At 63.4% G+C, this 25803-nt stretch carries 25 protein-coding genes; 9 read left to right on the forward strand and 16 right to left on the reverse strand.

From position 1 onward, the window contains the following. Nucleotides 1–276: 276 nt before the first annotated feature. Nucleotides 277–1878 (forward strand): Cdc6/Cdc18 family protein, encoded by a 1602-nt coding sequence (locus HSR122_RS00005; protein ID WP_229110601.1) that lies wholly within the window; start codon nucleotides 277–279, stop codon nucleotides 1876–1878. Between the two features lie 13 nt (nucleotides 1879–1891). Here HSR122_RS00005 and HSR122_RS00010 read toward each other — a convergent pair whose 3' ends face one another. Next, on the reverse strand, nucleotides 1892–2743 hold the full coding sequence (locus tag HSR122_RS00010) for a S24/S26 family peptidase (protein WP_229110603.1): 852 nt from the start codon (nucleotides 2741–2743) through the stop codon (nucleotides 1892–1894). A 96-nt stretch (nucleotides 2744–2839) separates the two neighbouring features. Between HSR122_RS00010 and HSR122_RS00015 the strand changes: the two genes are divergently transcribed. After that, nucleotides 2840–4507: a DNA-directed DNA polymerase II small subunit gene (locus tag HSR122_RS00015; RefSeq protein ID WP_229110605.1), complete on the forward strand. Its 1668-nt coding sequence runs from the start codon at nucleotides 2840–2842 to the stop codon at nucleotides 4505–4507. A 342-nt stretch (nucleotides 4508–4849) separates the two neighbouring features. Beyond that, nucleotides 4850–6142 carry an RNA-guided endonuclease InsQ/TnpB family protein gene (locus tag HSR122_RS00020; protein WP_229110607.1) on the forward strand — a complete coding sequence of 431 codons (1293 nt, stop codon included), beginning with the start codon at nucleotides 4850–4852 and terminating at the stop codon, nucleotides 6140–6142. Nucleotides 6143–6155: 13 nt separating this feature from the next. On the opposite strand, the gene HSR122_RS00025 is transcribed toward HSR122_RS00020, so the two are convergent. Both HSR122_RS00025 and HSR122_RS00030 read right to left on the reverse strand, forming a co-directional pair. Continuing rightward, nucleotides 6156–6422, reverse strand: a complete 267-nt coding sequence (locus HSR122_RS00025) for a type II toxin-antitoxin system RelE family toxin (RefSeq protein ID WP_229110608.1) — start codon at nucleotides 6420–6422, stop codon at nucleotides 6156–6158. Then, entirely contained in the window at nucleotides 6415–6696 is a 282-nt protein-coding gene (locus HSR122_RS00030; protein ID WP_229110610.1) for a ribbon-helix-helix domain-containing protein, read from the reverse strand. Before HSR122_RS00030 ends, HSR122_RS00025 begins: the two co-directional genes overlap by 8 nt. A 148-nt stretch (nucleotides 6697–6844) precedes the next feature. Here HSR122_RS00030 and HSR122_RS00035 point away from each other — a divergent pair, with 148 nt between their 5' ends. Next, a complete protein-coding gene (locus HSR122_RS00035; protein ID WP_229110611.1) occupies nucleotides 6845–8140 on the forward strand; it encodes an O-acetylhomoserine aminocarboxypropyltransferase/cysteine synthase family protein in 1296 nt (431 codons plus the stop codon). A gap of 44 nt (nucleotides 8141–8184) precedes the next feature. On the opposite strand, the gene HSR122_RS00040 is transcribed toward HSR122_RS00035, so the two are convergent. Then, nucleotides 8185–8658: a PUA domain-containing protein gene (locus HSR122_RS00040; protein ID WP_229110612.1), complete on the reverse strand. Its 474-nt coding sequence runs from the start codon at nucleotides 8656–8658 to the stop codon at nucleotides 8185–8187. Nucleotides 8659–8765: 107 nt separating this feature from the next. Between HSR122_RS00040 and HSR122_RS00045 the strand changes: the two genes are divergently transcribed. Further along, nucleotides 8766–8942, forward strand: coding sequence for a hypothetical protein (locus HSR122_RS00045; RefSeq protein ID WP_229110614.1), 177 nt, complete (start codon nucleotides 8766–8768; stop codon nucleotides 8940–8942). 12 nt (nucleotides 8943–8954) lie between these two features. Here the strand turns inward: HSR122_RS00045 and HSR122_RS00050 are convergent, their stop codons facing one another. Beyond that, complete coding sequence (locus HSR122_RS00050) at nucleotides 8955–9458, reverse strand: LabA-like NYN domain-containing protein (protein WP_229110616.1); 504 nt, start codon at nucleotides 9456–9458, stop codon at nucleotides 8955–8957. Nucleotides 9459–9896: 438 nt separating this feature from the next. On the opposite strand from HSR122_RS00050, the gene HSR122_RS00055 reads away from it, so the two are divergent. Continuing rightward, entirely contained in the window at nucleotides 9897–10967 is a 1071-nt protein-coding gene (locus tag HSR122_RS00055) for a TrmB family transcriptional regulator (RefSeq protein WP_229110617.1), read from the forward strand. Here the strand turns inward: HSR122_RS00055 and HSR122_RS00060 are convergent. Together HSR122_RS00060 and HSR122_RS00065 are read right to left on the reverse strand one after the other, a co-directional pair. Continuing rightward, nucleotides 10964–11914 carry an aminopeptidase gene (locus tag HSR122_RS00060; RefSeq protein ID WP_229110619.1) on the reverse strand — a complete coding sequence of 317 codons (951 nt, stop codon included), beginning with the start codon at nucleotides 11912–11914 and terminating at the stop codon, nucleotides 10964–10966. The genes HSR122_RS00055 and HSR122_RS00060 overlap by 4 nt on opposite strands. Before the next feature lie 104 nt (nucleotides 11915–12018). After that, nucleotides 12019–12510 carry a metallophosphoesterase gene (locus HSR122_RS00065; RefSeq protein ID WP_229110621.1) on the reverse strand — a complete coding sequence of 164 codons (492 nt, stop codon included), beginning with the start codon at nucleotides 12508–12510 and terminating at the stop codon, nucleotides 12019–12021. A 154-nt stretch (nucleotides 12511–12664) separates the two neighbouring features. Between HSR122_RS00065 and HSR122_RS00070 the strand changes: the two genes are divergently transcribed. The 3 genes from HSR122_RS00070 (at nucleotide 12665) to glgP (ending at nucleotide 16376) form a co-directional block, all read left to right on the forward strand. Beyond that, entirely contained in the window at nucleotides 12665–12802 is a 138-nt protein-coding gene (locus HSR122_RS00070) for a DUF2080 family transposase-associated protein (protein ID WP_006065802.1), read from the forward strand. A gap of 10 nt (nucleotides 12803–12812) precedes the next feature. Continuing rightward, nucleotides 12813–14540: a transposase gene (locus tag HSR122_RS00075; RefSeq protein ID WP_229110622.1), complete on the forward strand. Its 1728-nt coding sequence runs from the start codon at nucleotides 12813–12815 to the stop codon at nucleotides 14538–14540. A gap of 135 nt (nucleotides 14541–14675) precedes the next feature. After that, nucleotides 14676–16376 (forward strand): alpha-glucan family phosphorylase, encoded by a 1701-nt coding sequence (gene glgP, locus HSR122_RS00080; protein ID WP_229110624.1) that lies wholly within the window; start codon nucleotides 14676–14678, stop codon nucleotides 16374–16376. A gap of 7 nt (nucleotides 16377–16383) precedes the next feature. On the opposite strand, the gene HSR122_RS00085 is transcribed toward glgP, so the two are convergent. The 9 genes from HSR122_RS00085 to HSR122_RS00125 all read right to left on the reverse strand — a co-directional run bounded on the left by HSR122_RS00085 (nucleotide 16384) and on the right by HSR122_RS00125 (nucleotide 25785). Then, nucleotides 16384–16713: a nuclear transport factor 2 family protein gene (locus HSR122_RS00085; protein WP_229110625.1), complete on the reverse strand. Its 330-nt coding sequence runs from the start codon at nucleotides 16711–16713 to the stop codon at nucleotides 16384–16386. 234 nt (nucleotides 16714–16947) lie between these two features. Then, entirely contained in the window at nucleotides 16948–18216 is a 1269-nt protein-coding gene (locus HSR122_RS00090; protein ID WP_229110627.1) for a redoxin domain-containing protein, read from the reverse strand. 291 nt (nucleotides 18217–18507) lie between these two features. Continuing rightward, nucleotides 18508–19548 carry a methionine synthase gene (locus tag HSR122_RS00095; protein ID WP_229110629.1) on the reverse strand — a complete coding sequence of 347 codons (1041 nt, stop codon included), beginning with the start codon at nucleotides 19546–19548 and terminating at the stop codon, nucleotides 18508–18510. Beyond that, nucleotides 19545–20540, reverse strand: a complete 996-nt coding sequence (locus HSR122_RS00100; protein WP_229110631.1) for a 5-methyltetrahydropteroyltriglutamate--homocysteine methyltransferase — start codon at nucleotides 20538–20540, stop codon at nucleotides 19545–19547. Before HSR122_RS00100 ends, HSR122_RS00095 begins: the two co-directional genes overlap by 4 nt. A 55-nt stretch (nucleotides 20541–20595) precedes the next feature. Beyond that, the gene (locus HSR122_RS00105; protein WP_229110632.1) at nucleotides 20596–22518 is read right to left on the reverse strand and encodes a restriction endonuclease; all 1923 of its coding nucleotides are present in this window, start codon (nucleotides 22516–22518) and stop codon (nucleotides 20596–20598) included. 88 nt (nucleotides 22519–22606) lie between these two features. After that, nucleotides 22607–23197, reverse strand: coding sequence for a HemK2/MTQ2 family protein methyltransferase (locus HSR122_RS00110; RefSeq protein ID WP_229110633.1), 591 nt, complete (start codon nucleotides 23195–23197; stop codon nucleotides 22607–22609). Then, complete coding sequence (locus HSR122_RS00115) at nucleotides 23194–24369, reverse strand: mechanosensitive ion channel family protein (protein ID WP_229110634.1); 1176 nt, start codon at nucleotides 24367–24369, stop codon at nucleotides 23194–23196. Before HSR122_RS00115 ends, HSR122_RS00110 begins: the two co-directional genes overlap by 4 nt. Beyond that, entirely contained in the window at nucleotides 24366–25211 is an 846-nt protein-coding gene (locus tag HSR122_RS00120) for a 16S ribosomal RNA methyltransferase A (protein ID WP_229110635.1), read from the reverse strand. The genes HSR122_RS00115 and HSR122_RS00120 overlap by 4 nt, the downstream gene beginning before the upstream one ends. Before the next feature lies 1 nt (nucleotide 25212). Then, a complete protein-coding gene (locus HSR122_RS00125; RefSeq protein WP_229110636.1) occupies nucleotides 25213–25785 on the reverse strand; it encodes a DUF655 domain-containing protein in 573 nt (190 codons plus the stop codon). Between the last annotated feature and the right edge of the window lie 18 nt (nucleotides 25786–25803).

Genomic DNA, 25803 nt, shown 5'->3' on the forward strand with positions numbered 1-25803 from the left:
CACATCCATCAAATACCATATGTTATACTGAATCTTATTGTATTCACAGCAGTCGTTCGGTGGGGATCTCGGACGGATACGCCCGTTTCCACCGACAACCCGTCTGCGGACGACATCGCACCGTAATATTTAATATGCTATCAACCACGGGTTCCTTTTGGTTCAACTGGACGCGGCCTGGCTCGGGAAATGGCGTAAATACGCCTCTCTACCCTCTTTCGCGCCATATCTCTCTGCGCGCCGTGTCATTTCCACCTGAAAGGAAGGGGTCATCTCATGACAGAACAGGACGACGATACCGATTCAGCGATCGATTCCAGTACGGGAACTGATTCCGGGAGCGACCTCATTGATTCGGCGTTCGCTTCCGAGCAGGCTGACGACGAGAGTCGAGATCGGACTGATACCGACAGTCAGCACGGATCTATCGGCGCGTCGTCGCTAGACGACATCGTACTCGACGACGTGGAAGACACTGACGACGCCGGCGAAGCGTCGCGCGGCCTGTTCGACGACCTGCTGAGCGGCGAACCGATCTTCGAGAAGAAAGAAGTACTCCGTCCGTCGTACACGCCTCGCAAACTCCCGCACCGCGAGGACCAGATCAACAACATGGCGACGATTCTCGTCAGTGCGCTCCGCGGTGACACCCCCTCGAATATCCTCATCTACGGCAAGACGGGGACCGGCAAGACTGCCAGTGCCAAGTTCGTCAGCGAGGAACTCGAGTCGACCTCCGAGAAGTACTCCGTCGCCTGCGAAGTCGAGTACATCAACTGTGAGGTCACCGACACTCAGTATCGCGTCCTCGCGCAACTCGCGAACAAGTTCATCGAGAAGAACCGCGATCATATCACCGACCGAATCGACGAACTGGAATCGCTCCGCGAACGCGTGCGTGAGGACGAGTCGTCGCTCACTGAAACCGATTTCGAGTCGATCGGGGACATCGAATCTACGCTCGAATCGCTCCGCGAGGAGCGCGAAGGCTTCGAAGAGGTCCCCATGACCGGCTGGCCGACCGACCGCGTCTACAGCACGTTCTTCGAGGCGGTCGATTACACCGAGCGCGTCGTCGTCATCATGCTCGACGAAATCGACAAACTCGTCGAGAAAAGCGGTGACGATACCCTGTACAACCTCTCGCGGATGAACTCCGAACTGGAGAACTCGAAGGTTTCGATCATCGGCATCTCCAACGACCTGAAATTCACCGACTTTCTCGATCCCCGCGTCAAGTCAAGCCTCGGCGAGGAAGAGATCGTCTTCCCCCCATACGACGCTAACCAGCTCCGGGACATCCTGCAGGCGCGCGCCGAGGTCGCGTTCGAAGACGGTTCGCTTTCCGACGACGTCATCCCGCTGTGTGCGGCCTTTGCGGCGCAGGAACACGGCGACGCTCGGCGTGCACTCGATTTACTCCGGACGGCCGGTGAACTCGCCGAACGGGACAAAACCGACCGCGTCGAGGAAGACCACGTCCGGCAGGCACAGGAAAAGATCGAACTCGATCGCGTCGTTGAGGTCGTCCGCACCCTCCCCACCCAGTCGAAACTCGTCCTCTTTGCGATCATCTTGCTCGAAAAGAACGGCGTCCACAACATCAACACCGGAGAAGTCTACAATATCTACAAGAGCCTCTGCGAGGAGATCGACGCCGACGTGCTCACCCAGCGCCGGGTCACTGACCTCATCTCCGAACTCGACATGCTCGGCATCGTCAACGCCGTCGTCGTCTCGAAGGGCCGATACGGCCGCACGAAGGAGATCTCGCTGTCGGTCCCGATCGACGAGACGGAAGCCGTTCTCCTGAGCGACTCCCGACTGGGCGACATCGAGGACGTCCAGCCGTTCGTTCAGGCCCGGTTCGACCAGTAGCCCAGCGGTTCGATCAGCTGCTCGGTGCCACCTCTATCGTCCGATTCCCCGTCGCGTCCGTCGTGTCCGATGTCGGGTTCGTCACGTTCAACGCCGTCTTCACCGCGCCCGCCTCTGCCCCCAGTCGGATGTTGCCGAGATACGGCACCGAGTACTCGGCGGTCCCGACGATCCACTCTGGTCTGACCGGTCCGCTGGCGATCCCGTTCACCTGGTCGTATGCGCTGTTTGCGTCTCCTTTGGTGATGAATCCCGAGTGGGGTGCAGGACAGCCACGGACGTCCGTTCCACCGGATGTCGACTCCTCACAGACTGCGTCCTCGGGCAGGTACTCTGGGTTGGCCTTGTCGATCCAGTTTTCACCCTCTTCGACCCAGAACATCGCCCGGTGGATGACTGGGGTTCGGCGGTCGCTCCCGTCCGGCTCGTAGACGATCACGTCCCCGTACGCGCCGAACTTCTCGTAGCCGGTTGCCCGTCCCGCTCTCGCGCTGACGACGCCGCTTTCGTGTGCCCCGTCCCCGGGGAACCGATCGGCTTCCATGACGAACACCAGATCACCGCGCTCCATCACCGGCTCCATGCTCCCGCTCTCGATGGCGACCATCGGCGGCCAGACTCCGCTGGCGGTAAAGAGCAACGCGCCGATCAGGACGACGATTCCGACACTGCTGAGCAAATCGTAGAGGTATAGTACCCAGTTCGACTCGTCTCCGTCCGACTCCGTTCCCCGGTGTGTCTTTGGACCCCGATCTGTCGGCTTCGTGTCGGTCGGTTTCTCTCTCACCGACCGCGTGGCGTCGTCTCCCTCGGACCGGGGGACGTCCACGGTCTCCGGTCCCGACTCCGGGCCGTCGTCTTCCATCGTCCGTTCCAACCCGACGGACAGCCACCAATCTTTCGCTTGGTCGTCGCCTCGCTTACCGTCACCCTTTTGCTCGGCGGCGCGAATCCTCGCGGTGTGCCTCTCGAGACGCCCGCCCGGATCGTCAGTGAACTCGCGTCCCGCGGCTACAACGCCGAACGCGATGCCGTGACGCTGCTGGCCGACGCGCCGGACACTGACGCCGCTCTCGATCGGGCCCTCGAAACGCTCCCCGACGACGCACTCAAACTGCGATCCGAGCACGTCCGGGACGCACTCGAAACGGACGACTCGAAACGCTCGCTCGGCGATCGGTCGCTCTCCGACCCGTCCCGATCCGAAGCGACCGCGTCCCCGGACTCCGACGCGACTGTCGATCGTGATTCGCCGTCTACTCCCGAGCGCTCGGCTGGGCCAACGACGGACAACACATCTGTTTCGACTGGAGAGGAACAGCCCCAAAATCAAAATACAGCTACAACTTCTCCAGTTGAAACAAGAGGGGTCAGAAGTTCCGATTCTGACCGACAGACGAGGGGCCGTGAAATCGATCCCGACCGGCTTTCGGTCGAGATCGACGGCGACATGACCGGCCAGTCGACCGGGACGGGCGAGTACAGCGATTTCGTCGCCGTCTTTCGAGATCGATACGAACGCCTCTCGAAGCAGCTTCGCGGCCGGGTCAACCACCGCCCGACCGACGCGCTGGAATCGCTGCCCGGCAACGAGGACGCCGCAGTCGTCGGGATGGTCTCGGACATCCGATCGACCGCCAGCGGCCACTGGCTGATCGAACTCGAGGACACCAACGGAACCTTTCCGACGCTGGTGATGAAAGACCGGCCGATCGCCGACCTCGTGTCCGAGCTGTTGCTCGACGAGGTGATCGCCGTCGAGGGGACGCTTGCCGACGACGGTGGCATCCTCTTCGTCGACTCGCTGCACTTCCCGGACATTCCCCGCACCCACGAACCTTCGACCGCGGATCGACCGGTAAAGGCCGCCCTCATCAGTGACGTCCACGTCGGGAGCCAGGAGTTCAAAGCCGACGCCTGGCATCGCTTCGCCGACTGGCTCCACACCGACGACGCCGAGGGCGTCGAGTATCTGCTGATCGCGGGCGACATGGTCGAGGGCGTCGGCGTCTATCCCGATCAGGACGAGGAACTGGACGTCATCGACGTCTACGACCAGTACGAGCGCTTCTCGGAGTACCTCAAGGAAGTGCCAGGCGACATGGAAATCGTCATGATTCCGGGCAACCACGACGCCGTCCGCCTGGCCGAACCCCAGCCCGCCTTCGATTCGGAACTCCGACAGACGATGTCCGCCCACGACGCCCGTTTCACCTCCAATCCTTCGCTGGTCACGATCGAGGGCGTTTCGGTGCTGATGTATCACGGGGTCAGCCTCGACGAAGTGATCGCCGAACTGCCCGACGAGAAGGCCTCCTACGACGAGCCGCACAAGGCGATGTATCAGCTCCTCAAGAAGCGCCACGTCGCCCCCCAGTACGGCGGGCACACGCGACTTGCACCCGAAACGAGGGACTACCTCATCATCGACGAGGTCCCGGACGTCTTCCACGCCGGCCACGTCCACAAACTGGGCTATGGCAAGTACCACAACGTGTTGACGATCAACTCGGGCTGCTGGCAGGCCCAGACGGACTTCCAGAAGAGCGTCAACATCGACCCGGACGCCGGGTTCGCGCCGATCGTCGATCTGGAGACGCTGGAGCTTACCGTTCGGAGTTTCGGGTAAATCTTATAACACCGGTCTCAATCGTCGTCAGCGGTGTACAGGCGGTACAAGGCGACTGCCCCGGGGTCGTCCGGAAATCGGAGATTTCCGTGATCATGAGAATCAAAGATTCTCGGACGACTTGACCCCGGGGTTGAAGCCGACAGCATTAATGCACAAAATACGCTCCAAAACACTTTTTGAGTTTCAGAACGTATCAAAACGTGTGTCAAAACGATATACAGTGACAGTCCCAGATGAAGATGGGGAGTGGCTTGATGACCAGCCTCATCTCTCACCGAGTGGACTGCTACAAAAAGCAATCCAAGAACAGCGAGAAAAAGAAGAATCTGACTAACCACGATGAAACACACGCTTCGCTTCCGTGCGTACCTTTCCGACGGCGTGGCGAGCGAAGCGTGGCGGCAAATCGACATTCTTCGACAGATTCGCAATCACGCTGTCCGAGACTACTATAGTAGTGACTACAACAACCGGCCATCCGACTACGACCAACACGACAAACTCACCGAGTGGACAGACCGTTGGCTGACGTTTGCCGAACCCTCGCAACACGCCGCTCAACAGGCCATAAGCCAAATCCACGACGATATTAAGACACTCCAAGAGCGGCGAGACGAAGGCTACGATGTTGGGCGGTTGCGGTGGCAAGGCAAAGGTGAATTTCGGTCAGTGTCGTACAATCAGTCCAGTCGCTTCAACGTGGATAACAACACGGGCAACGATCGATTCGTGCGACTTCGACTCGAAAAGATTGGCTGGTTCAAGATTCGAGCAGAACGTGACGTACCACCAGCAGACGACATTGATGAGGTTATCCTCAAGAAAGAGACAACTGGTGAATGGTATGTCTCACTCGTGACCACTGTGGAAGACACGCCCGAGAAACCGCCGCTCAGAGACATTGACCCCGAGGACTGCGTAGGTGTTGACCTTGGCATTACCAGCTACATCCACACCTCGGAGAATCTGTCTGTGGACACGCTTGACCTGTCCGATGAGTACGACCGCTATGCACGCGAACAGCGGAGACTCGCCCGGAAAGAACATGGCTCTGCCAACTGGGAGAACCAACGTCGGAAGGTCGCACAAGCAAAACGGACAATCAAGCGGAAGGTGCGAGACTACCAGCATAAGTTGACGACGTGGCTCGTCACAGAATACGACGTTGTGGCCGTTGAAGACTTGAATGTGAAGCCGATGCTGGAAACCAGTCAGAACGCCAAAAACAAGCAAGACGCCGCGTGGTCGCAGTTTCTTGAATTGTTGGAATACAAAGCTGACCTGCACGGCACACACGTTGTGGAAGTGGAGCCAGCAGGCACGACGAAAGAGTGCGCTGTGTGTGGTGTCGAAACAGCCAAGCCACTCTGGGTACGCGAACATTCCTGTCCGGCGTGCGGCCACTCGCAAGACCGCGACCTGAACGCGGCGAAGAATATTCTCTCTCGTGGTTTGAAGCAGATAGGGGCGGGACGCTCCGAATCAACGCCTGTGCAGACTGCGCTCCCTACGTTCACACCTCAGCGAGAGGTTGTGGATGCAAAGCGCGTCGTTGAAGCAGGAAGCCCCGGGGTCGTACGGAAGACATCGTCTTCCGTGATGACGAGAGACGGAGTCTCTCGAACCACTTGACCCCGGGGTGGGTTCACGCACCGCCGCGGCGTTTGACTCGCGCTACGACCATCCGCTGTTCGTCCGACTTGAACGCCACTGAAAGTCTGAACCCACCGACGCGGACCTTCTTGTAGGGGCTGTTTTGGAGCGGCTCCCCGTAGTCCGGTGGATCTCGCCACGGAGAATCGACGATTTCGTCGAGTTTGTCGAGTATCCGGTCCTGTTCTTCGGGGGTGAACGTAGCGAGATCCTCCTCTGCGTCCGTCGCCAGTTCCCACTCCCAGCCGTCGTCACTCATCGTCCGTTCCGAACCGCTCGCGGGCTTCGTCTGCAGTCAGTGTCCGACCCTCACGTATGTCTTCTTCAGCGGCGAGAAGCGCGACGAGTTCGTCCCGATCGAACGTCGGAAACTCGACCGCGTCTCGAAGCGTATAGCGGATAAACTCGCTCCGGCTGTTGAACCCCCGTCCTTGCCACGTGTCGTCGATCTCTTCGAGAAATGATTCCGTGACTTTAAAATTCACTGTCAATATCTCGTCGTCGCCGTCACCGCTCGTAATTGCTCCAGACATATTTTGCACATACGAGCGTCTTACGCATAGTCGTTTTGTATCTTCCTGTGCCGATGGCGTCAACACTTGCCGTCTGTCACTCCTCACGGCGATACCGGACGCGAGGGGATGGTTATACGGGCACGACGCGCCAACGACCGGACGAACGATGACTGACGACGACCGCGGATTCGAGACGAACGCCCTCCACGTCGGGCAGGAAGAACCCGACCCTGCCACGGGCGCACGCGCACCGCCGATCTATCAGACGACCAGCTACGTCTTCGAGGACGCCGAAGACGCCGCCCAGCAGTTCGCCCTCGAGAAGCCGGGCCACATCTACTCTCGGCTCATGAACCCGACCACGGGACTGCTCCAGGAACGACTCGCCGCGCTCGAAGGCGGCGTCGGTGCCGTCGCGACCGCCTCGGGGATGAGCGCGCTGAATCTCACGACCTTCCTGCTGGCGGACGTCGGCGATAACGTCGTCACCGCCTCGGCGCTGTACGGCGGGACCTATACCTACTTCAGCCATACCGCGCCGCGCAACGGCGTCGAGGCGCGCTTCGTCGACACGCTGGATTACGACGCCTACGACGAGGCGATCGACGAGGACACCGCCTACGTCCACCTCGAAACGATCGGTAACCCCGCGCTGGTGACGCCCGACATCGAGCGCGTCGCCGACATCGCCCACGACCACGGCGTCCCGCTGTTCGTCGACAACACCTTTGCGACGCCGTATCTGTCGAACCCGATCGAACACGGTGCAGACCTGGTCTGGGAGTCGACGACCAAGTGGATCCACGGCTCGGGCACGACCGTCGGCGGCGTCGTCGTCGACGGCGGCACGTTCCCCTGGGAAGAGTACGCCGAAGACTACCCCGAGATCGCCGGCGACAACCCCGCCTATCACGGCGTCAACTTCGCCGATCGGTTCGGCGAGGCGGCGTTCACCTATGCCGCGATCGCTCGCGGACTGCGCGATCTGGGCAACCAGCAGTCGCCGTTCGACGCCTGGCAGACGATCCAGGGGCTGGAGTCGCTGCCGATGCGGATGGAACGCCACTCCGAGAACGCCCAGCTGGTGGCCGAGTATCTCGACGACCACGACGAGGTCGCCTGGGTCAACTACCCCGGGCTGGAGAGCCACGAAACGCACGACAACGCTTCGGAGTATCTCGAGGGTGGCTACGGCGGCATGATCACCTTCGGCCTCGAGGCCGGCTACGAGGCCGCCCGCGAGACCGTCGAGTCGGCCGAACTGGCCAGTCTCCTGGCGAACGTCGGCGACGCCAAGACGCTTGTCATCCACCCGGCTTCGACGACCCACCAGCAACTCACCGCCGAGGAGAAGGCAGCTGCCGGCGTCAGAGACGATATGGTCCGGCTCTCCGTCGGCGTCGAAGACCCGACAGACATCATTGGCGATCTGGATCAGGCGATCGCGCAAGCGACGCAGTGAGGCTTCGTTGTTTCGTCTTGGCTGTCGCCCTCCAACAGTCGCGATCAGTCCTCAGCGCCGTCCCGAACGGCAACCGCCATCCCGGTCTCGAAATCCAGCATGTCCCCGGCCGGCAGTTCTGCGCGACCGACGGCCAGCAGATCGCCCCTGTGATGGGTCACGAGGACCTCGTCGCCGGGCCGCACGTTCGGATCGACCTCGCGGACGAACTTCGCGAAGACGTTCTTGCCGTCGCGAACGAACGGTTCGCTCTCGTCGCCGACGACGATCCGGTAGTCGGGATGCGGGAGCGATTCGTGCAGTCGACGCCCGCCGGCCAGTCCGAGCGTGAACCGGCCCGTCGTGCTGTAGGTCACGAGCCGACCGTCCGGCGCGATGATCTGTCGAGGCCGACCGGACGTCGAGCGCGTAATCTCCAGATCGGGGTCGTCGAACAGCGCCGCACCGTCCGGCCCGAACTGGTAGGTCACGACCCGCGCTAGCGTGTCGAGATCCATTTCGGAGGCGGCCTCTGTCATGCCTCGTGGTCGGACACGGGCGGGCAAACGCCTTTCGACACGGGGTCGTCCCTGCGGGAATCGCCGCTACGGTTGCGTTTATCTGTCGACTGCCCGAAGCGGGTCGTATGGCAACGGACACCCGAAAACTCGCTGTCGGCGGTGGCCTGCTTTCCGTCTCCAGCGTCGTGATCATCGCGCTGGGCGTGGCCGACCTCCCGGTCGTCGTCGGGGCCGTCGCCGCGCTCGGCCTGGCGGCAGGTGCCCTGCTGGTCGGCACGTCCGAGGGCGGTCGTCCAGTCTGAGAACGACCAACACTAGAGCAGAAACCGGTCGGGATCGGACCCGAGGTCGATGAAGCCGTCAGCCGCCGCGATGAGATCTTCGGCCGTCGATTCCTCGAACGCGATCACGTCGACTCTGACGCCCTCGTGCTGGAGGTGTCTGCAGAGTCGCGTGAAGTCGCCGTCGCCGGTACACAGCGCGACGGCGTCGATGTGTTCGGCCAGCGAGACGGCGTCGAGACTCATTCCGACGTCCCAGTCGGCCTTCTTCGAGCCGTCGCCGAAGGTCCGGATCTCCTTGATCCGGGTCTCGAAGCCGATGTCGACCAAGGCGTCGAAAAACGACTCTTCCTCGGGCGCGTTGGCCTTGATCACGTAGGCGATCGCCCGCGTGAGCGACCGCCCGTCGACTGCCGCGTCGAGCAACTCCGCGTAGTCGATGTTGCGTTCGTGGAGGCTCCTGGCGGTGTGATAGAGGTTCTGTGAATCCGCGAGGACCGCGACCCGCTGTGTCCCGTGCGTCTCGCTTCTGGTCATCGGGTAGCGTTCCTCGGCCCTCCCTGAAAGCGCTTGTGACTCCCCCGCGTGACTTGTATCGGCCGTCCACTCACGCACGGCTGTCGAAACACGGGAAACAGAATATGAAAGAATATTTAATAAAAGTCGTTACGAATACGCGAGTCCATCTCAGGACGAATATCGGACTATGAAGCGCTGAAAATCTACAACTACGGCAGTTGTTGCGGATCTTTGGACTGGATCTGAACTACAACAACGACGGTAGTTAAGAAAATTGATAAGTCTTATACGTGGTCGCAGCCAACGTAGAAGTGTATGATAGCCCAAAAGACAACCGTTGCTGACGAGGAACAGTCCACCCGGAACGACGCCCCTTCTATCGAAGTGTGGCTGATGGCGGTCACCACCGGCGTGTGACGACCAAACTGTTTTGCTGACGGACGTTTTCGGCCCTGTATGGACAGCGAGCGACTGGTTTCGGTCCTCAAGAGCGGCGGGCTCTCGCGCTATCAGGCCCAGGCGTACGTCGCGTTGCTCGAACTCGGGACCGCCTCGGCCGGCGACCTGGCGGACGCCAGCGGCGTTCCCCAGCCCCGGATCTACGACGTCTTGCGGGATCTCGAGGCCGACGGGTACGTCGAGACGTACGAGGGCGAGACCCTTCAGGCTCGGATCCACGATCCGGCGGCGCTCGTCTCGGATCTGAGCACCCGGATCGCCCAGTTCCAGTCGGCCACCGACGAGATCGAACACCGCTGGACGGAGCCGGAACCGACCGGCCAGGAGGCGGCGATCGTCGCGCAGTTCGAGACGGTGCTCACGCGAACGATCGAGTTCATCGAGGACGCCAACAACTACGTCCAGCTGTCGGTTACACCGGGGCAGATCGAACAGCTCGAGCCGACGCTGCGAGCGGCTCACGAGGACGGCATCTACGTCCAGCTCGCGATCCACTCGTTCGGCGAGGACGAGTTGCCCGACGAGGAATACCTCGCCGGGATCTGTACCGAGGCACGCGTCCGTGAGCGACCGGCGGCGTTTCTGGCACTGATCGACCAGCAACAGGTCGGGTATGCGCTCCACGTCGATTCCCCCAGCGAGTACGGCATGCTCATCGACGATCGGGGGCTCGCCTACGTCTTCTCGTGGTTCTTCTCGACGATGCTGTGGGAGCTGTGGGACACCCACTACGACGGCCGCTCGAGCGACCCTCCGATACGCTACTTCGAGATCAGGCGAGCGATCCCCGAGATCGAAGCGTTGCTCGAGGAGGGCGCGACCGTCCACGTCCGGATTACTGGCCAGTGGGTCGACAGCCGCCGTCCCTGCCAGCTCGTCGGCACTGTCACCGAGGTCTCCTACGAGGGGGAGCACCTCGACGAGGGACCGACCACACTCAGGGACCTCGTCGGCCGGGCCAGCCTCGTCGTCGAGACCGACGGTGGCACGTTCTCCGTCGGTGGCATCGGCACGCATCTGGAGGACGTCGAGACCGACCAGATTGTCGTCGAGGAGATCGAACCCTAGGGGGTCGGCAGCGACACGTCCTCGCCGTCGGCGTAGACCGTCGGTTCGCGGACGATCCCGTCGAGATGCAGCGGCGCTTCGGTGTCGCCGCCGATCGAGGCGTCGTCGCCGATCGCGAAGTGGACCGTCCCGCCCGCCTTCTCGTCGAGCAGGACCGACCCGACCAGCTGCTCGACGGCGACGTTCGTCCCGATCCCCAGCTCGGCGAGGTTGTAGGCCGCGTCGCCGACCTCCTCGGCCCCTTCCTCGACCTGCTCGCGGATCGCGTCGTCCTCGATGGCGGTGACCTGCCCGTCTTCGACCTCGAAGGCGACCGTCTGTCCGCCTTCGAGTAGCCCGTGGGGTCGCATCGTCCCGTCGACGACGACTCGACCGTTCGCGGTCGCGGGACTGACGAACACTTCGCCGGCGGGTAGGTTCGAGAACGAACCCGGCTCGTGGACGATCCCGGTGTCCTCCTGCCACTCTCGGTCACCGGGCTCGAGCGTGATGTCCGTCCCCGACGGCGCGGTCACCCGGATCTCCGTCGCGTTTCCGACCGCCGCGAGGACGCGATTGCAGTGTTCTCGGATCGATTCGTAATCGGCGTCGAGCCCGCGCGTGAACACGTCCTCGGTGATTCCCGGGAGCGTCGCCGCACGCGCACCGCCGTCGGTGGCAGCCGAGCGCGCCCGGGTGTGGCTGAGGCTCTTTGTCGTCGGTGCGAGCAGTACGTCCGGTTCGCGCATGGCCGCTGCGACCGTCGCCGGGGGCTCCTCGCCGTGCTGGTCGCCCGGCGGATACCGGACGATCGTCGTGTCACCGGTAATCTCGCTCGCGACGTCGTACAGCACTTTGCCGATCTTCCAGCGCTTGTCGTCGGTAATGATCGCACAGGACTCGCCCGATTGCAGTCCCATGCACTGGTTCAGCGCCGTCTCGGCCGCGACGCGCAAGTCGTCAGTCATGCACCGGCCTGCGGGCGGGACGGGGTTAGGCGTTTCTCTTACTGTACGTCCGTTCCGACTCGACCGTGCGACAGCGTGGTCATACTGGCAACTCGGTACAACGGTCACTCGAGGTCGTGGAACTCGACGTCACCGGTCTCGGTGTCGAGGACGACCGCCGCCGGCGCTCCGGGCGCGTCGGGGATCGGGATCCCGCCGGGATTGAGATGGACCGTCTCTCCGCGTCGTTCGTGGACCCGTTCGTGGGTGTGACCCCGGCAGACGTAGTCGTAGTTGTCGCTCTCGAGCAAGGCGTCGACGATCGGCTCGCTCGTGCCGTGATAGACGGCGAACTCCGCCCCATCAAGTGTCAGTTCTCCGAACTCTCGAAAGTAGGTGCCGAACCCTTCGACAGCGTTCTCGAGCCCCCACTCGCCGTCGTTGTTCCCTCGCACGGCGTAGAACTCGAAGTCCGACTCGAAGGCCGACGCCGAGAACGGGGCGACGATGTCGCCGCAGTGGATCACCGCGTCGACGCCCTCCCGGTTGAACGTATCGACCGCCTGCTCGACGATGCTCCCGTTGTCGTGGGTATCCGAGACGATTCCGATCTCCATGCCGGGGCGGTTTGATCCCCAGCAGGAAAAAGACGCGTTTCGTTCTCAGGGGGTTATGTAACAGTTACAAAATCCGGCAGCAAACAGCAGCACTCAGCAGCAAATCGAGAAGCTACCCCAAACCTTTAAATGTATATTTAATCTACATTGGGGTATGGCCGAGTTCACATTCCAAGGCGAGGAAGCAATCACGAAGGATGTAACCAAAACAGGAACGGGCGCACACGTCTTTGTTCCGAAAGAATGGCTTGGTGAAGAAGTCGCCGTCATCCGACTATCCCAAGACGACTGATACTACATACATGTCCTCTACACACCTCTCCCTCCCAGTCCGCCTGCCAGACGAGGAGCGAGAGCGATACAACCGACTCGCCACGCTCACCACGCAAACAGCAAACACGCTGATCGAGCAGTACTGGACGCCAGACCATCTCACCGAGATTACTGAATCCTCGTATCAAGCGTGGAAATACTTTGACGAGCAAGAAGCGTTCGCAGCGTTTGACATCTATCTCCCCAGTCGATACAAACGCTGTCTGTTACAGAAAGTCGGAGAAACACTCCGCAGTCACGCTGACAAACGAGAAGCCTTTCAAACAGTCAAACCGCTGCTTCCCGACCACAAGATTCGACGCATCCACACGCGACGAATCAAAGAGCGGCTCTGGGAGTCGGACGAATACCTGTCTTCGGGCTACGTGGATGCACTAATCAACCAGTTGAACGCTTACTACGACGTTCATGGCGAATATCCAGACACGTACTTTGCCTTCCAAGACTGCCCAGAATACTCCTCTGGCGTGTTACCGTATTCAGCAGATGACGGCCCGACCAGCGGACAAGCAGTCAAATACCAGTACGACGAATCCACGCAACAACTCACTGTCGAACTCAAAACCCCTGATACACTTGAAGCCGACACATGGGGCGACTGGACATGGACAGAATACACCTTAGATGGCTACGACGCCTTTCACGAACTCGTCGACAACGGCAGTCTCTCCGCTCCATCATTCCAACCTAACACGTCGAAGAGAGGAGATGACTACTACGAGTTATCCTTTCCTGTCGAAGTCGAACATAGAGACACTCCTGACGATGTTGAAACCGTATTGGCGATTGATGGCGGTCTTCGGAAAGATGCAACCGCTGTCGTCGTAGACAACGAAGGAGAACAACTCTCCACCCCGTATTTCATCCAGAATACGGAACGAGAGAGGATGCGGAATCTGAATCGGGAGCGCAATCAACTCAACTCGAAACTCGCTCATCTACGCCGACAGGGACGCGACCATACAGACACGTTCAAACACGTGCAATCGGAGTACGAGCGAGTGAACAACAAGCTTCGGCACAAGCGCGAGCAACTTGTCCACGACGTATCCAACCAAATTCTCGCACTCGCCGTAGTGTACGACGTGGACGCTATCGTCCACGAAGACCTGCGTTCACTCTCACCACCACGGGGTGAAGGACAGCTCTCATGGGAACTGTCATCATGGGCACGTCGAGAGATTATCGAGAGCATCAAATACCGCGCCGATATTGCGGGTATTCACGTTGAGAGAGTGTCTGCAGGAAACACGAGTCGGTCGTGTCCTCGCTGTGGCTCGACAGGACATACAACGAAATCGCCTGACCACGACTACGAGGTCTGGCACGGCGGTCACTTCCGTTGCGACAACTCGCGGTGTGGCTTTCAGGCTGACCGTGACTACGTTGGCGCTGTCAACGTGGCCCGCGTGTTTTACGCGGAGTCGGACTCGCTAGACTCGAATTTCACGTCTTCCTATACGGGAGATTCTGAAATCGAGCTAGCTGGCCGTTCCGCTGGCTCGCGTCCCGCGTTCGGCAACGCCCCCGTAGCGTATACTGGACAGTCGAGAGTGACTGCTGGTGGCGGGTCGGCGTTTATCGCGCCCGCTGTCACTCCGATAGGGACGAAAAACAATGGCAGCAAAAGTTCTGTGTCAAGCCCAGCGACACACAGTTACTCTCGCTTCGTGCGAGATACTGCTGTTTGCTGCTGAAAATTGGAACGGTATGTTCTCACACGGGTTTTGCGATGAAACCGACTGAGGATCGGCTCTGTGAACTATAACGGTGTATGCAGTGCTGGATCGGGCATCGGAGGGGCTAAACGACCGCTCCGTGAACGTCAGCGTATGACGACGCTGCAACCCGATGGGACGATCGCGTACTTCAGCATGGAGTACGGGCTGGAGAACGGCATGAACACCTACAACGGCGGGCTCGGCATCCTCGCGGGCGACGTGGTCCGCGGTTTCGCCGATCTGGACGTCGATGCGGTCGGGCTCACGCTGCTCAACGACCGCGGGCTGGGACACCAGTACATCGACGAGTACGGCACCCAGCACATCGAACCGGCACCGTGGCCGGTCGAGGAGTTCTGCGAGCCGCTCGATGCGACTGTCGAGATGACGATCGGCGACGAAACGGTCACGATCGGTGCGTGGCGTTACGACGTCGAGTCCGAACACGGCGGGACCGTTCCGGTCATCATGCTGGATACCGACCGCGAGGAGAATCCCCACTGGATCCGGGAACTGACACGCCGCGTCTACGCCCCCGGGAAAGACGATCGCTTCAAACTCGCCGTCTATCTCGTCCTGGGCATCGGCGGCGTCCGCATGCTCGACGAACTGGGCTACGATGTCTCGACGTACCACATGAACGAGGGCCACGCGAGCTTCCTCACGCTGGAGCTGCTCTCCCGCAACGACCTCGACGCCGACGCGGTCCGCGAGCAGTGTGTGTTCACGACCCACACGCCCGTCGCGGCCGCCCACGACGAGTACCCCATCGAGCTGCTCAACGAGTTGCTCGATGACGAGCTGATCTCGATGTACACTGTCCGCCAGTACAGTCCACGCGGCAAGATCCACACGACGCGGCTCGCTCTCAATCTCTCGCGGTACGTCAACGGGGTTGCCAAGCGTCATCAGGAAGTCTCCCGGGAGATGTTCCCCGAGCACGCCGAGAAGATCGACGCCATCACCAACGGCGCACACGTCCCGACGTGGGTCGGCGACGAGATGGCCGAGGTCTTCGACGAGCACATGCGCAACTGGCGGCGTTTCCCGACGAAACTCCAGCACGCCACGCTCATCGACGATCAGCCCCTCTGGGAGGCCCATCAGGCCCAGAAGCGCGACCTCATCGACTACGTCGAGGACCGACAGGGCGTCGAACTCGACGAGGACGTGCTGACGCTCGGGTTCGCCCGCCGCGCAGTGCCCTACAAGCGCGCACCGCTGCTGTTCGAGGACGTCGATCGCCTTCGCGAGGTCATCGCCCGCTCGGGCGACGTGCAGGTCGTCTACGCCGGCAAGGCCTTCCCCGGAGACCCGCGCGGCCGGGAGATCATCGAGCAGATCTACGGCTACGCCGACGAACTCGAGGACGAAATCACGATCACGTACCTCGAGAACTACGACATGGAGATGGGGCTGGCGCTTACCTCCGGGGTCGACGTCTGGCTGAACAACCCCCGGCGACCGCGAGAGGCCTCGGGCACCTCGGGCATGAAGGCCGCGTTCAACGGCGTCCCGCAGTTCTCGACCATCGACGGCTGGTGGGTCGAAGGCCACATCGAGGGCGAGACCGGCTGGTCGATCGGCCCCGAACCTCACAGTCCGCGCGAGGAGCGCATGACCGACGCCAAGGAGACGCTCGTCGACTCGACCGCGCTGTACGACACACTCGAAAACGACGTGTTGCCGACCTACTACGACGACCGCGAGAAGTGGGTCGACATCATGCGAAACGCAATCGCGTTCAACGGCTCGCGCTACCACGCTCGCCGGATGATGGAAGAGTATCTGGCCGACGCCTACGACGCCTGATATCGATTCACCCGCTGTAAGTGCGGATACGATCGATACGTCCGTCGTCGAACCGCAACACGTCGACGAACGCCGTGATCTGCTCCCCATCGGCGGCGAGCAGTCGCCCATCCACGGCCAGCCCCGCGTCCCTCTCGTAGATCGCGTCGATCGGGTGGGCCGTGTCGGTCCGGGGCCGCTCGTCTCGCATGAACGTGATGAACCGGTCGCGCCCGTCGAGCGTCATGTCGGGCCGTCGATGGACGAACGTCGACGTCAACACCGATCGTAACGTCTCGTAGTCGTGGTCATCCAGCGACTGATAGTACGTCCGGGCCGTCACGACGCGGTCGTCCATACTGGTGGTGGGAACCCGAGCCACTAGAAGCCGTCGCCGTTCGCTCCCGGGGCGATCCGTCCGCGAAGCCCTCATACGGTCGGTTGTAATACTGCCGGCTGTAACAAACTGAAGGAATTCGCCACCCCGGGGTGGCGAATATCTTTACGAACTTACAGCCGGCAGTATAAGTCTGTTCCGGATCGATCGCATCCGTTATGCGATCGCACCGGTAAATCGTTACAACCGACCGTATCATTCGTCGTCTTCGAGTTCGGCGGCGATCTCGGCGACTTCCTCGTCGGTAACGTCCGAACTGTCGGCGACGTTCGAACCGTCGTCGTCCGAATCGTCGACATCGTCCGACTGCCCGGCGTCCGGGTCGGCTCGTTCCTCCACCGGACCGACATCGCCGACCGCCTCGGCGATCTGGTCCGCCGCGGCCCCGTCGGCCTCCCCCATTTCGACGCCCTTCCCGCCGTACTCGCGGGCCCGGCGCTGGGCGTCGGTCTCCAGTCCCCGCGTTTCGACCGCCTCGTCCCCGTCGTCGATTTCGACTTCCTCGAGCAGGTCGATCCCGCCGGCGGACTCGTCGTCGCCCTCGCGGATCTCGTCCATTATCGACGTCTCCTCGTCCGGTTCGAGGACAATCTCGCCGTCGTCGGTGATGTCGTCGGGATCGATCGGCTCGTCGAGATCACGTGCGGTTTCCAGTGGCGCTTGCGCGTCCTCCCGATAGGCTTCGCCTTCCTGTCCGTTGCCGCTCGAGAACTCGTCGGCGGCGGTCGCGAGCCAGTCGGCCGCCTGCCACAGCGCGTTCGACTTGCTCCGGGCGCGGTCGAACGGCTCGTCGAGCACCCCGGTCTCGCTGAACCGATAGGCCGTGTCGAACTCCTCGGCGGCCTCCTCGAACTCCTTTCGGGCCCGCTCGAAGTCGCTTCTGGCGAGCATCCACTCGTGGTCGCCAAAGGCGTTCATCGCGCTGGTGAACGCGCGCCGCCCCTCGATATAGCGGGCGTGGCCGACGCGATACCGCGAGAGCGCCGTCGAGTCGCCCCCGATGGCCTCGATCGTCACGCGGATCGGTTCGACCTCCGGGCGTTCGTAGGGGTCGCTGGTCGCCCAGCGATACTGGATCCGGCCGTTGAGATCGATAACGAACACGGCTCGCTGGACCAGCCGTCCCTCCTCGCGATCGTCGACGACGCCGTATCGCCCGGCGACCGCCCGGCGCGTGTCGCTCAACAGCGGCACCTTCAGGTCGTAGCGCTCGGCGAAAGCCCGGTGGCTGTAGACGCTGTCCGGCGACACCGCCAGGACCGTCACGTCCTTCTGCATCGTGAACACGTCGAGCTCGCCGACGTCCGAACTCTGCCCGTCACAGGCCGGGTTGAAATCCGCCGGATAGAACATGAGAACGATCACGTCTTCGCCCAGCAACTCACCGAGGCTTCGGCTGTCGATGTCCCCGCCCACGACTGCCGGCAACTCGAACGATGGTGCCCGTTCCCCCAGTTCGACCATATCCACGAAAGGTTGACGTATCGAGTTAAGACTGCCGGGCGTTTTCTCGGAGGTTAACTACCGTCGTCCGTGGATCGGACCAGCGACGCCACCCGTCCCAGGCCTGCCTACCACCGGACCGACTCGTGGACATCCAGCCCCGCCGATTCGAGGATCAGGCCGTCGACGTCGGTGGCACCGCCCTTGCGCTCGATCACTTCCTCGCTTCGCTGTGGCACCACTCGCGGCAAAAACGCAGGGAAACAGACCTGCTGGCTCACTGCGTTCGCCGGTCTCCGATCAGCCGTCGCGCTACAGATCGATCTCGCCGGCGTCTAGCTCGGCTTCGACCTCGCGGGCCGCCTCGACCATGTTGGCCATCTTCTGGTAGGCGACCTCGCGGGGGAGCAGCTTCAGGCCACAGTCCGGCGAGACGGTCAGCTGTTCGGGCGGAACGACCTCCAGTCCGCGCTTGATGTTGTCCTTGATCTGGTCGACGGACTCGACCTCGGCGTCGTGGACGTCGACGACGCCCATCGCGAAGTCCTTGGTGAACTCGTGTTCTTTGAAGACCTCGACCTGCTCGAAGTCGCCGTTGGCCAGCTCGAGGTCGAGTTCCTCGACCGGGAACTCGAGGATCTCGGGGTAGATCCGCGAGTAGTCGCCGTAACAGACGTGCAGTCCCAGACGGACATCCGCAGGCACGTCTTCGACGATCCGTTCGAGGGCCTCCCCGACGATGGCGTGGTCGTCGGGCGTCGTCGCCAGCGCGGGCTCGTCGATCTGGATGTAGCGTGCGCCGGCCTCGACCAGCGCCTCGATCTCCTGGTTGACCAGATCCGCCAGCGCGTAGGTCAACTGCTCCTCGTCGTCGTAAACCTCGTTGAAACTCCAGGACGCAAGCGTGTACGGCCCGGTGATCGGCACCTTCACGGGAGCGTCGGCGACCTCGTCGGTGAACTCGAACTCCTCGACGAGCCACTGCTCGTCGTATGCGACCTGATCGACCACGGAGGGCTTGTCGAAGTAGTTGTGTCCCCAGACCTTCACCCGGCCGTTGAACTCGTAGCCGTCGATCCGGTGGGCGAAGTACTCGACCATCTCGTTGCGCCGCATCTCACCGTCCGTGACGGCGTCGATGCCCGCTCGCTCGTGCTCGTCGGTGATCAGCCGGGCGGCGTCGTCCTTGGACTCCTCCCAGTCCTCGACGTCGAAGTCAGAGTCGGGATCCTCGAAGAGTTCCCGGGCCGTGTCGTGCCACTCGGGCTTTGGGTAGGAGCCGACGACGGTCGTCAGCAGGAAGTGATCGTTGGGGTGGTCCTCGGGTCGGAACTGCTCGCGCGTGTCCGTCATGCTGTCACCTCCTCGGCGTCGGCCGCGCCGGCGAGCGCCCGGAGCTTCTCCTCGAACTTGTTGACCGGCAGGTAGAACAGCTCGGTATTGGCGGTCGCGTAGATCGTCTCGAAGTCGGCGGTCGTCCGGTCGTCGACCCACTCGATGCGCTCGCGGATCTCGCCGGGCGTCTCGACCAGCGTGTTCTGCCCGTCGACGACGCCCAGCCCGATCGAGTCTTTCGTGCCGTACTCGTTGATGTTGTAGAGGTTCTGCTCGTGGTCGGTCACGAAGTCGTAGCCGACGGCGTCGACGTCGGCATCGAGCAGGTGGGCGTGGACCTTCTCCTCGAGCGCGCCCCAGTAAGTCTGGACGACCACGTCGGTATCGAGCGCCGACGCGACGGTGTCGATCGCGTCGCTGGCGCGTTCGTCCTCGCCGTCGTCGGGCGCGTCGGTGACGAGCGAGGGTTCGAGCAACAGAAGCGTCTCCACGTCGGGGAACTGCTCGGCCTCGCCGGCCAGGAAGTCCGCGACGGCGTCCAGAAACGCGGCGTCGTCGCCGTAGTACTCGTCGGTTGCCAGTTCGGCCAGCGAATACGGGCCCGGGAGCACTGCCTGCAGACCGGCCCCGACCTGGTCGTCCGCCGCCGTCAGTTCCGCCGCGACGTCGCCGTCGGCCGTCAACTCGCCGGTGACGACGGGCTCTCGATAGAAGTTGTTGTTGTCGTAATACCGGACGATGCCGCGGGTTTCGACGCTGTCGTGGACTGCCAGCGGATGTGCGAGCATGTCGTCCCAGCGCAGCTGTCCCTCGACGATCCGATCGAGGCCGGCCGACTGCTGGCTCTCGATGACCTCGGATCGCGCCTCCTCGTAGACGGCGACGACCGCATCGCTCTCGTCACCGCCGATCAGATCGCTCCGCTGGTGTCCTTTCAACTTCGACAGTTCGTCTTTCGCCCAGTCCGGTAACGGATACAGTCCCGGTGTCGTCGATACGATCTCTGCCATTGTCCCTGCCTATGGAATGACGGTCTTTAATATTTACTACTTCGAAGAATGCTTATCAGTTATTTTTATCGAGCGCGAGATCGGCCAGTCCTTCCGTATCGACGAGGTCGAGCAGGTCCGCGAAGTCCAGCAGTTTGATGTCGTGTCTGTCCGCACGCTCTCGCACCGGATCGGGGACGGTCGCCGTCGTGACGATGGCGGCGGCGTCGGCCCGCTGGACGTTGTCGCGGTCGGTCACACACCGGTCGACCACCGACGGATCGAGGTCGCCGCCGGGGTCGTGGACCGTCCAGATGACCACCCGGAGATCGACCAGCTGCCTGCGGATCGCCATCACGTCGTACTGGCCCCGCGACTGGGCGAAAATCGTCGTCTCCCAGCCGAGTTCGTTCCAGCACGCCGCGACGAACCTCGTGAAGGCCGCCTCGTCCATCGCCCGGATCTCCGCCTCGATCGTGACGCGATCGCGCTCGGCGCCGGGGAACTCGAACTCGTCGGACGACTGTTCGCGGACGGCGTCACCGTCGTGGCCGTGGTCTCGCTCTGACCGCGCCGGGTCGGCTGCCTTCGTCGTTACGCCCGCGACGGTCTCGGTCGCCGAGGCACTGGAGTCGGGACCCGCAGACGGCGGTTCATCCGACTCGGCCCGATCGTCCGGCCCGGACACGTCCTCGGCCCGGCCGGCCTCGCGTTCGATCAGGGCGCGCTCGTGATCGATCTCGACGCGCACTGCCCGGAGCGCGTCGTCACGATCGGGAGCCAGTTCGGAGACGACATCCTGGGTCGCTTCGAGTTGTTCGTCGGCTCGATCACACGCCGACAGCGCCTGTCCGGTCCGGCCGCCCTCCCGGAGTCGCTCGGCTGCCGCGAGCAGTCGGTCGATAACGGCCGTCCGCACGTCGACGGTCTCGTCGACGATCTCCAGAATCGCCGCCCGGATCTCGTCGGGATCGCCGGCGAACGGCGAACTCGGCCCCCAGCAGTGGCCGAGCCAGTCCCGATGCGCCGCGAGCGCGTCGGTCAGCCGCCGGGCACGCCGTTCGGGGCCGTCGATCGACCGGGCGTCCTCGAGCGCTGTCTTCGCACGCTCGCGGGGCCGTGTTTCGAGCCGGTCGCGGTCGCGCTCGACGGTCTCGATCCGCTCTCGAAGTCGCTCGTCGGGAGGCTCGTCGGCGTCGATCGAGAGGGCCCGTTCGGCGGCGTCCCGTGCGGCTTCGAGCGCGTCGTGAGCCGCCCGGAGCCGCCCGTCTCTCTCGGCGCGCTCGCCGCGTTCGACGTGTTCGTCGGCTGTGTCCGCGAGCGCGCGTCGCTGGATCGCCCTGACGTCCGCGCGGTACGCGTCGAACTCGGCGTGATCGAGCACGCGATCGCCGAGATCGAGCGCCCGGACCTCCTCGCGTCCGCTGGCGATCGCCGAGAGCGCCGCGTCGGCCGCGTCGCGCGCACCGTCCGGGTCGCCGGCGTCGAGACGGTCCCGGGCGGTCGTGAGGTGGTCTTCGACGCGGACCGCGAACCGGTTCGCCCGCGACCACGTCTCCCGTGCCGTCTCCAGGTACGCCACGACCGGATCGAGGTCGCTCCCGGCCGGTATCGACCACCGCTCGCCGACCTCGGTCCGGACGACCAGCCGCTCCCGCAACAGTCCGCTGTCGGTCTCGACCCGCGTGACGGTCGAGAGCGGAATCGGGACCACTCGATCGCCGCCCCCGTCCGCGCCACCGATCGCGATCACGACGCGCAGATCGGTGATCGCGACGACGGTCCTGTACCCCCGACTCGGCTTGTAGGTCTCCGTTCCTCCGTCGCGTTCGACGGTCACACCCCCACGTTTCGCGTGCAGGACGAACGCGACTGTTTCCGCGTTTCCCAGATACGACGACAGCGGCCCATCCGCGAGATACCCCCCGCCGAGGCGCTCGTCGACCCGCTCGTTCGAGCGCGAGCGCTCCTCCCGCGGTAACTCGATGATCTCGGCCATCGCCGGTCCTGTCTGTAGTATCTGTGCGACGGGTCATCTAATGATTGTAAAATATCTCACCGAAACGGAAGGGAAATATATCCAGCGTTCACCGCCTGTCCGGCCGGAGTTCGAGCACGACGAGTCGTTCGAAGGGGTGCGATTCGTCGGCGACTTCCCGGGCGTCGAGCCCGCCGGCCGCCGCGCGCTCGCGCACGGCCTCGACGTCCGTAAGCGAACTCACGAGCAGGAGGACGACGCCGTCCTCGGCGAGGACGCGACGGACGGTATCGAGAAACGGATCGACCACGGCGCGACCGTCCTCGCCGCCGGAGAGCGCGCGTTCCATCCAGTCGTCGAACTCCTGTTCGGGCGGGGTCGGCAGGTACGGCGGGTTGAACGCCACGACGTCGAAGACGCCGTCCCGGAACGGCTCGACGAGGTTCGCCCGGACGACCGCGAGGCCGGCGTCGCGGGCCTCGCGACAGGCCATCGGGTTGATATCCGTCGCGACGACAGCGGCCCCCGTGTCCGCCAGCGCGGTCGCGACGTACCCCGAGCCGGTTCCCACTTCGAGGACGCGGTCGTCGGCAGTGACGTACTCGCGCGCCGTCTCGGCCAGTAGATGCGAGTCCTCGGCCGGTTCGTACACCTGATCGAGATCGCGCTGCCTGGCGAGTTCGGGCCGGTCGTCGTTCATCGGTCCGGGTCTTCGTCGGGAGTCGGCCTCGGCGTTTCGCTTTGGATCTGCAATCCCTCGCGGCCGCCGAGCGTCCGCTGTGGGAAGGGGATCGTGATCCCCTCGCGTTCGAAGGCGTCCTTGACCGCGGCGACGACGGCCGTCTGGGCCGCCCAGCGCCGCCGGGCCGTCGGGTCGTCGATCCAGAACCGCACCTCCAGCACGACCGCCGAGTCGCCGAACCCGGTCAGGACCGTCCGTGGCTGTGGACGCGTGCGGATCTCCTCCCGATCGAGCTCACGAACCGTCCCGGTCGCCAGTTCGCGGGCGCGCTCGACGTCGTCGTCGTAGTCGACGCCGATCTCGACGTCGACGCGCAGTCGGCCGCGCCGCGAGCGGTTGATCAGCCCCGTCGAAGTCACCACGTCGTTGGGGATCGTGACGTACTCGTCGCTGAACGTACGGATCTCCGTGTTGAACACCGACACGTCGGTCACGACGCCCTCCCGGTCGTCGATCGACACCCAGTCGCCGATGTCGAACGGCCGGCCGAAAAGCAGGACGAACCCCGCCAGGACAGACGACAGGGTCTGGCGGGCGGCCAGCCCGAGCACGACGCTCAGAAAGCCCGCCCCGAGCAGGATGTCCGAGGCGTCGATCCCCCAGACGGCCAGCCCGACGAGGATCGCCAGCAGGTACAGCACCACCTGGAAGACGTGGTAGGTCACCTCCTGCTGGTGGCGCGAGAAGGCGTCGTGTTCCTCGAAGACCAGGCCGATCACGCGCTTGGCGAACACCGTCGCGCCCCAGGCCCCCACGAACAGGAACAGCGACACCAGTCCCCGGACGACCGTCGTCGAGTCCGGGTCGAGCACCTCGGTGATGGCCGTCGCCTCCGCGCTCGCCCCCCAGATCACGAGCACGGCGACGATTGCCCCGGCCGAGAGCGCGACGATCAGCGCCGCCTGAACGGCTTCGAGCAGGCTCCCCCGAGGGTCGTACTGGGACCGGAGCCAGCGACCGACCTGCCGGATCGCCCAGCTCCCCGCTAGCACGCCCACGAGCAGGGCCAGCGTCCCCAGCCACCGCTCGAACGGCGTCGCGAACAGCTGGCCGACGATCGGGACCTCGATCGCCAGTGCAGTTCGGCTCGCGAAAGTCGCGGCCGGGGCCGCCGCGCTCGCGCCGATCACGGATCGCCCACCTCGGCCGCGAGCCGCGCCAGCTTTGCGAATTCCTCGGGAGTCACGTCCCCGGCTCGCTTGCGCATGAGGTCCTCGCCGGCGGCGTCGACGACCGCCTCCGGATCGCTCAGCCCGGAGATGTGTGCCGTGTTCCGGATCGCGTTGCGAATCGTCTTGCGGCGCTGGGTGAAGATCGCCCGCACGAGGTCCATGAACGCCTCGTCGTCCGGCACCGCGTAGTCCGGCTCGCGCGGCGTCGTCCGGACGATCGCGCTCTCGACGGCCGGCGGCGGCCTGAACGCCTCCTTGGGAACGGGCTCGACCACCTCGACGTCGGCGTAGTGACCCGCCGTCACCGACAGCCGACCGTAGTCGTCGGATCCGGGGTCGGCTGCCATCCGGTCGGCGAACTCCCGCTGGAACATCAACACGAGGGGGACACCGCGGGGGAGGAGCCGGAAGACGATCTCGCTGGAGATCCCGTAGGGGAGATTCGAGATCGACGCGGTGAACTCGGGCAACTCGACCTCAAGGGCGTCGCCTTCCAGCACGGTCAGCCGCCCGGCGTCGATCTCGGCGGCGAACTCCTCGCGGAGGAAGGCCGCCAGTTCGGGGTCGCGCTCGATGGCCGTGACACGATCGGCGACCGCGAGCAGCCGATCGGTGAGCGCGCCGGTCCCGGCACCGACCTCGAGGACGTGGCGCAGATCGGCGTCGATCTCGGTCGCGTAGGTCGGCACGCGGTCGAGCACGCGGTCGTCGATCAGGAAGTGCTGGTCGCGGTCAGGGTTGCCCCCGACGCCGGCACGGGCTAACAATGCGTCGGGGTCGCGATAGTCCGTATCAGTCATCTTACTCGCGTCGGGCGAAGATCCGGTATTTGAGGTCGGTCTCTTCGATCTCCTCGAGGATGCGCTCGACGAGGACGTCTTTCGGGTCGTGGAGGCCGTTGACTCGCGCATCGATGTCCTCGAAGTTCTCGAAGGGGCGACGCTTGCGCGCCTCGAGGACGTTGTTGCGCAGTTTCTTGCCGATCCCCGGCAGGAGGTTCAGCGCGTGCAGCCGCGTCGTGATCGGCTGGGCGTCGTTGTAGAACTCGACGAACCGATCCTGGTCCTCGTCGACGATGTCCTCGATCGCGTACTCCAGCTCGGACCGCGCGCCGCTCGGGAGGTCCTCGTACTCGATTTCGCGGGCGCGCTCGACGCCGTCGCCGCGCTCGACGGGCAGGCGATCGCCGATCGAGATGTCGGCGTCCTCGGAGAGTGCGAGTTCGAACAGCCGGAACTCCCCGAATGAGACGGCGTACGCCAGCGGCTCTTTCTCGTACTGGGGCCGCTCGTCGTCCGAGCGCCCGTGAGGAAGGAAATCGAGAACGACTGCGATAGGGGCGCTCGACTCGTCGTCGCGGTTGCCGGTGGTCATGTCCGGTCTGTACGACGA

The organism is Halapricum desulfuricans (assembly GCF_017094525.1).
Classification (GTDB): Archaea; Halobacteriota; Halobacteria; order Halobacteriales; family Haloarculaceae; genus Halapricum; species Halapricum desulfuricans.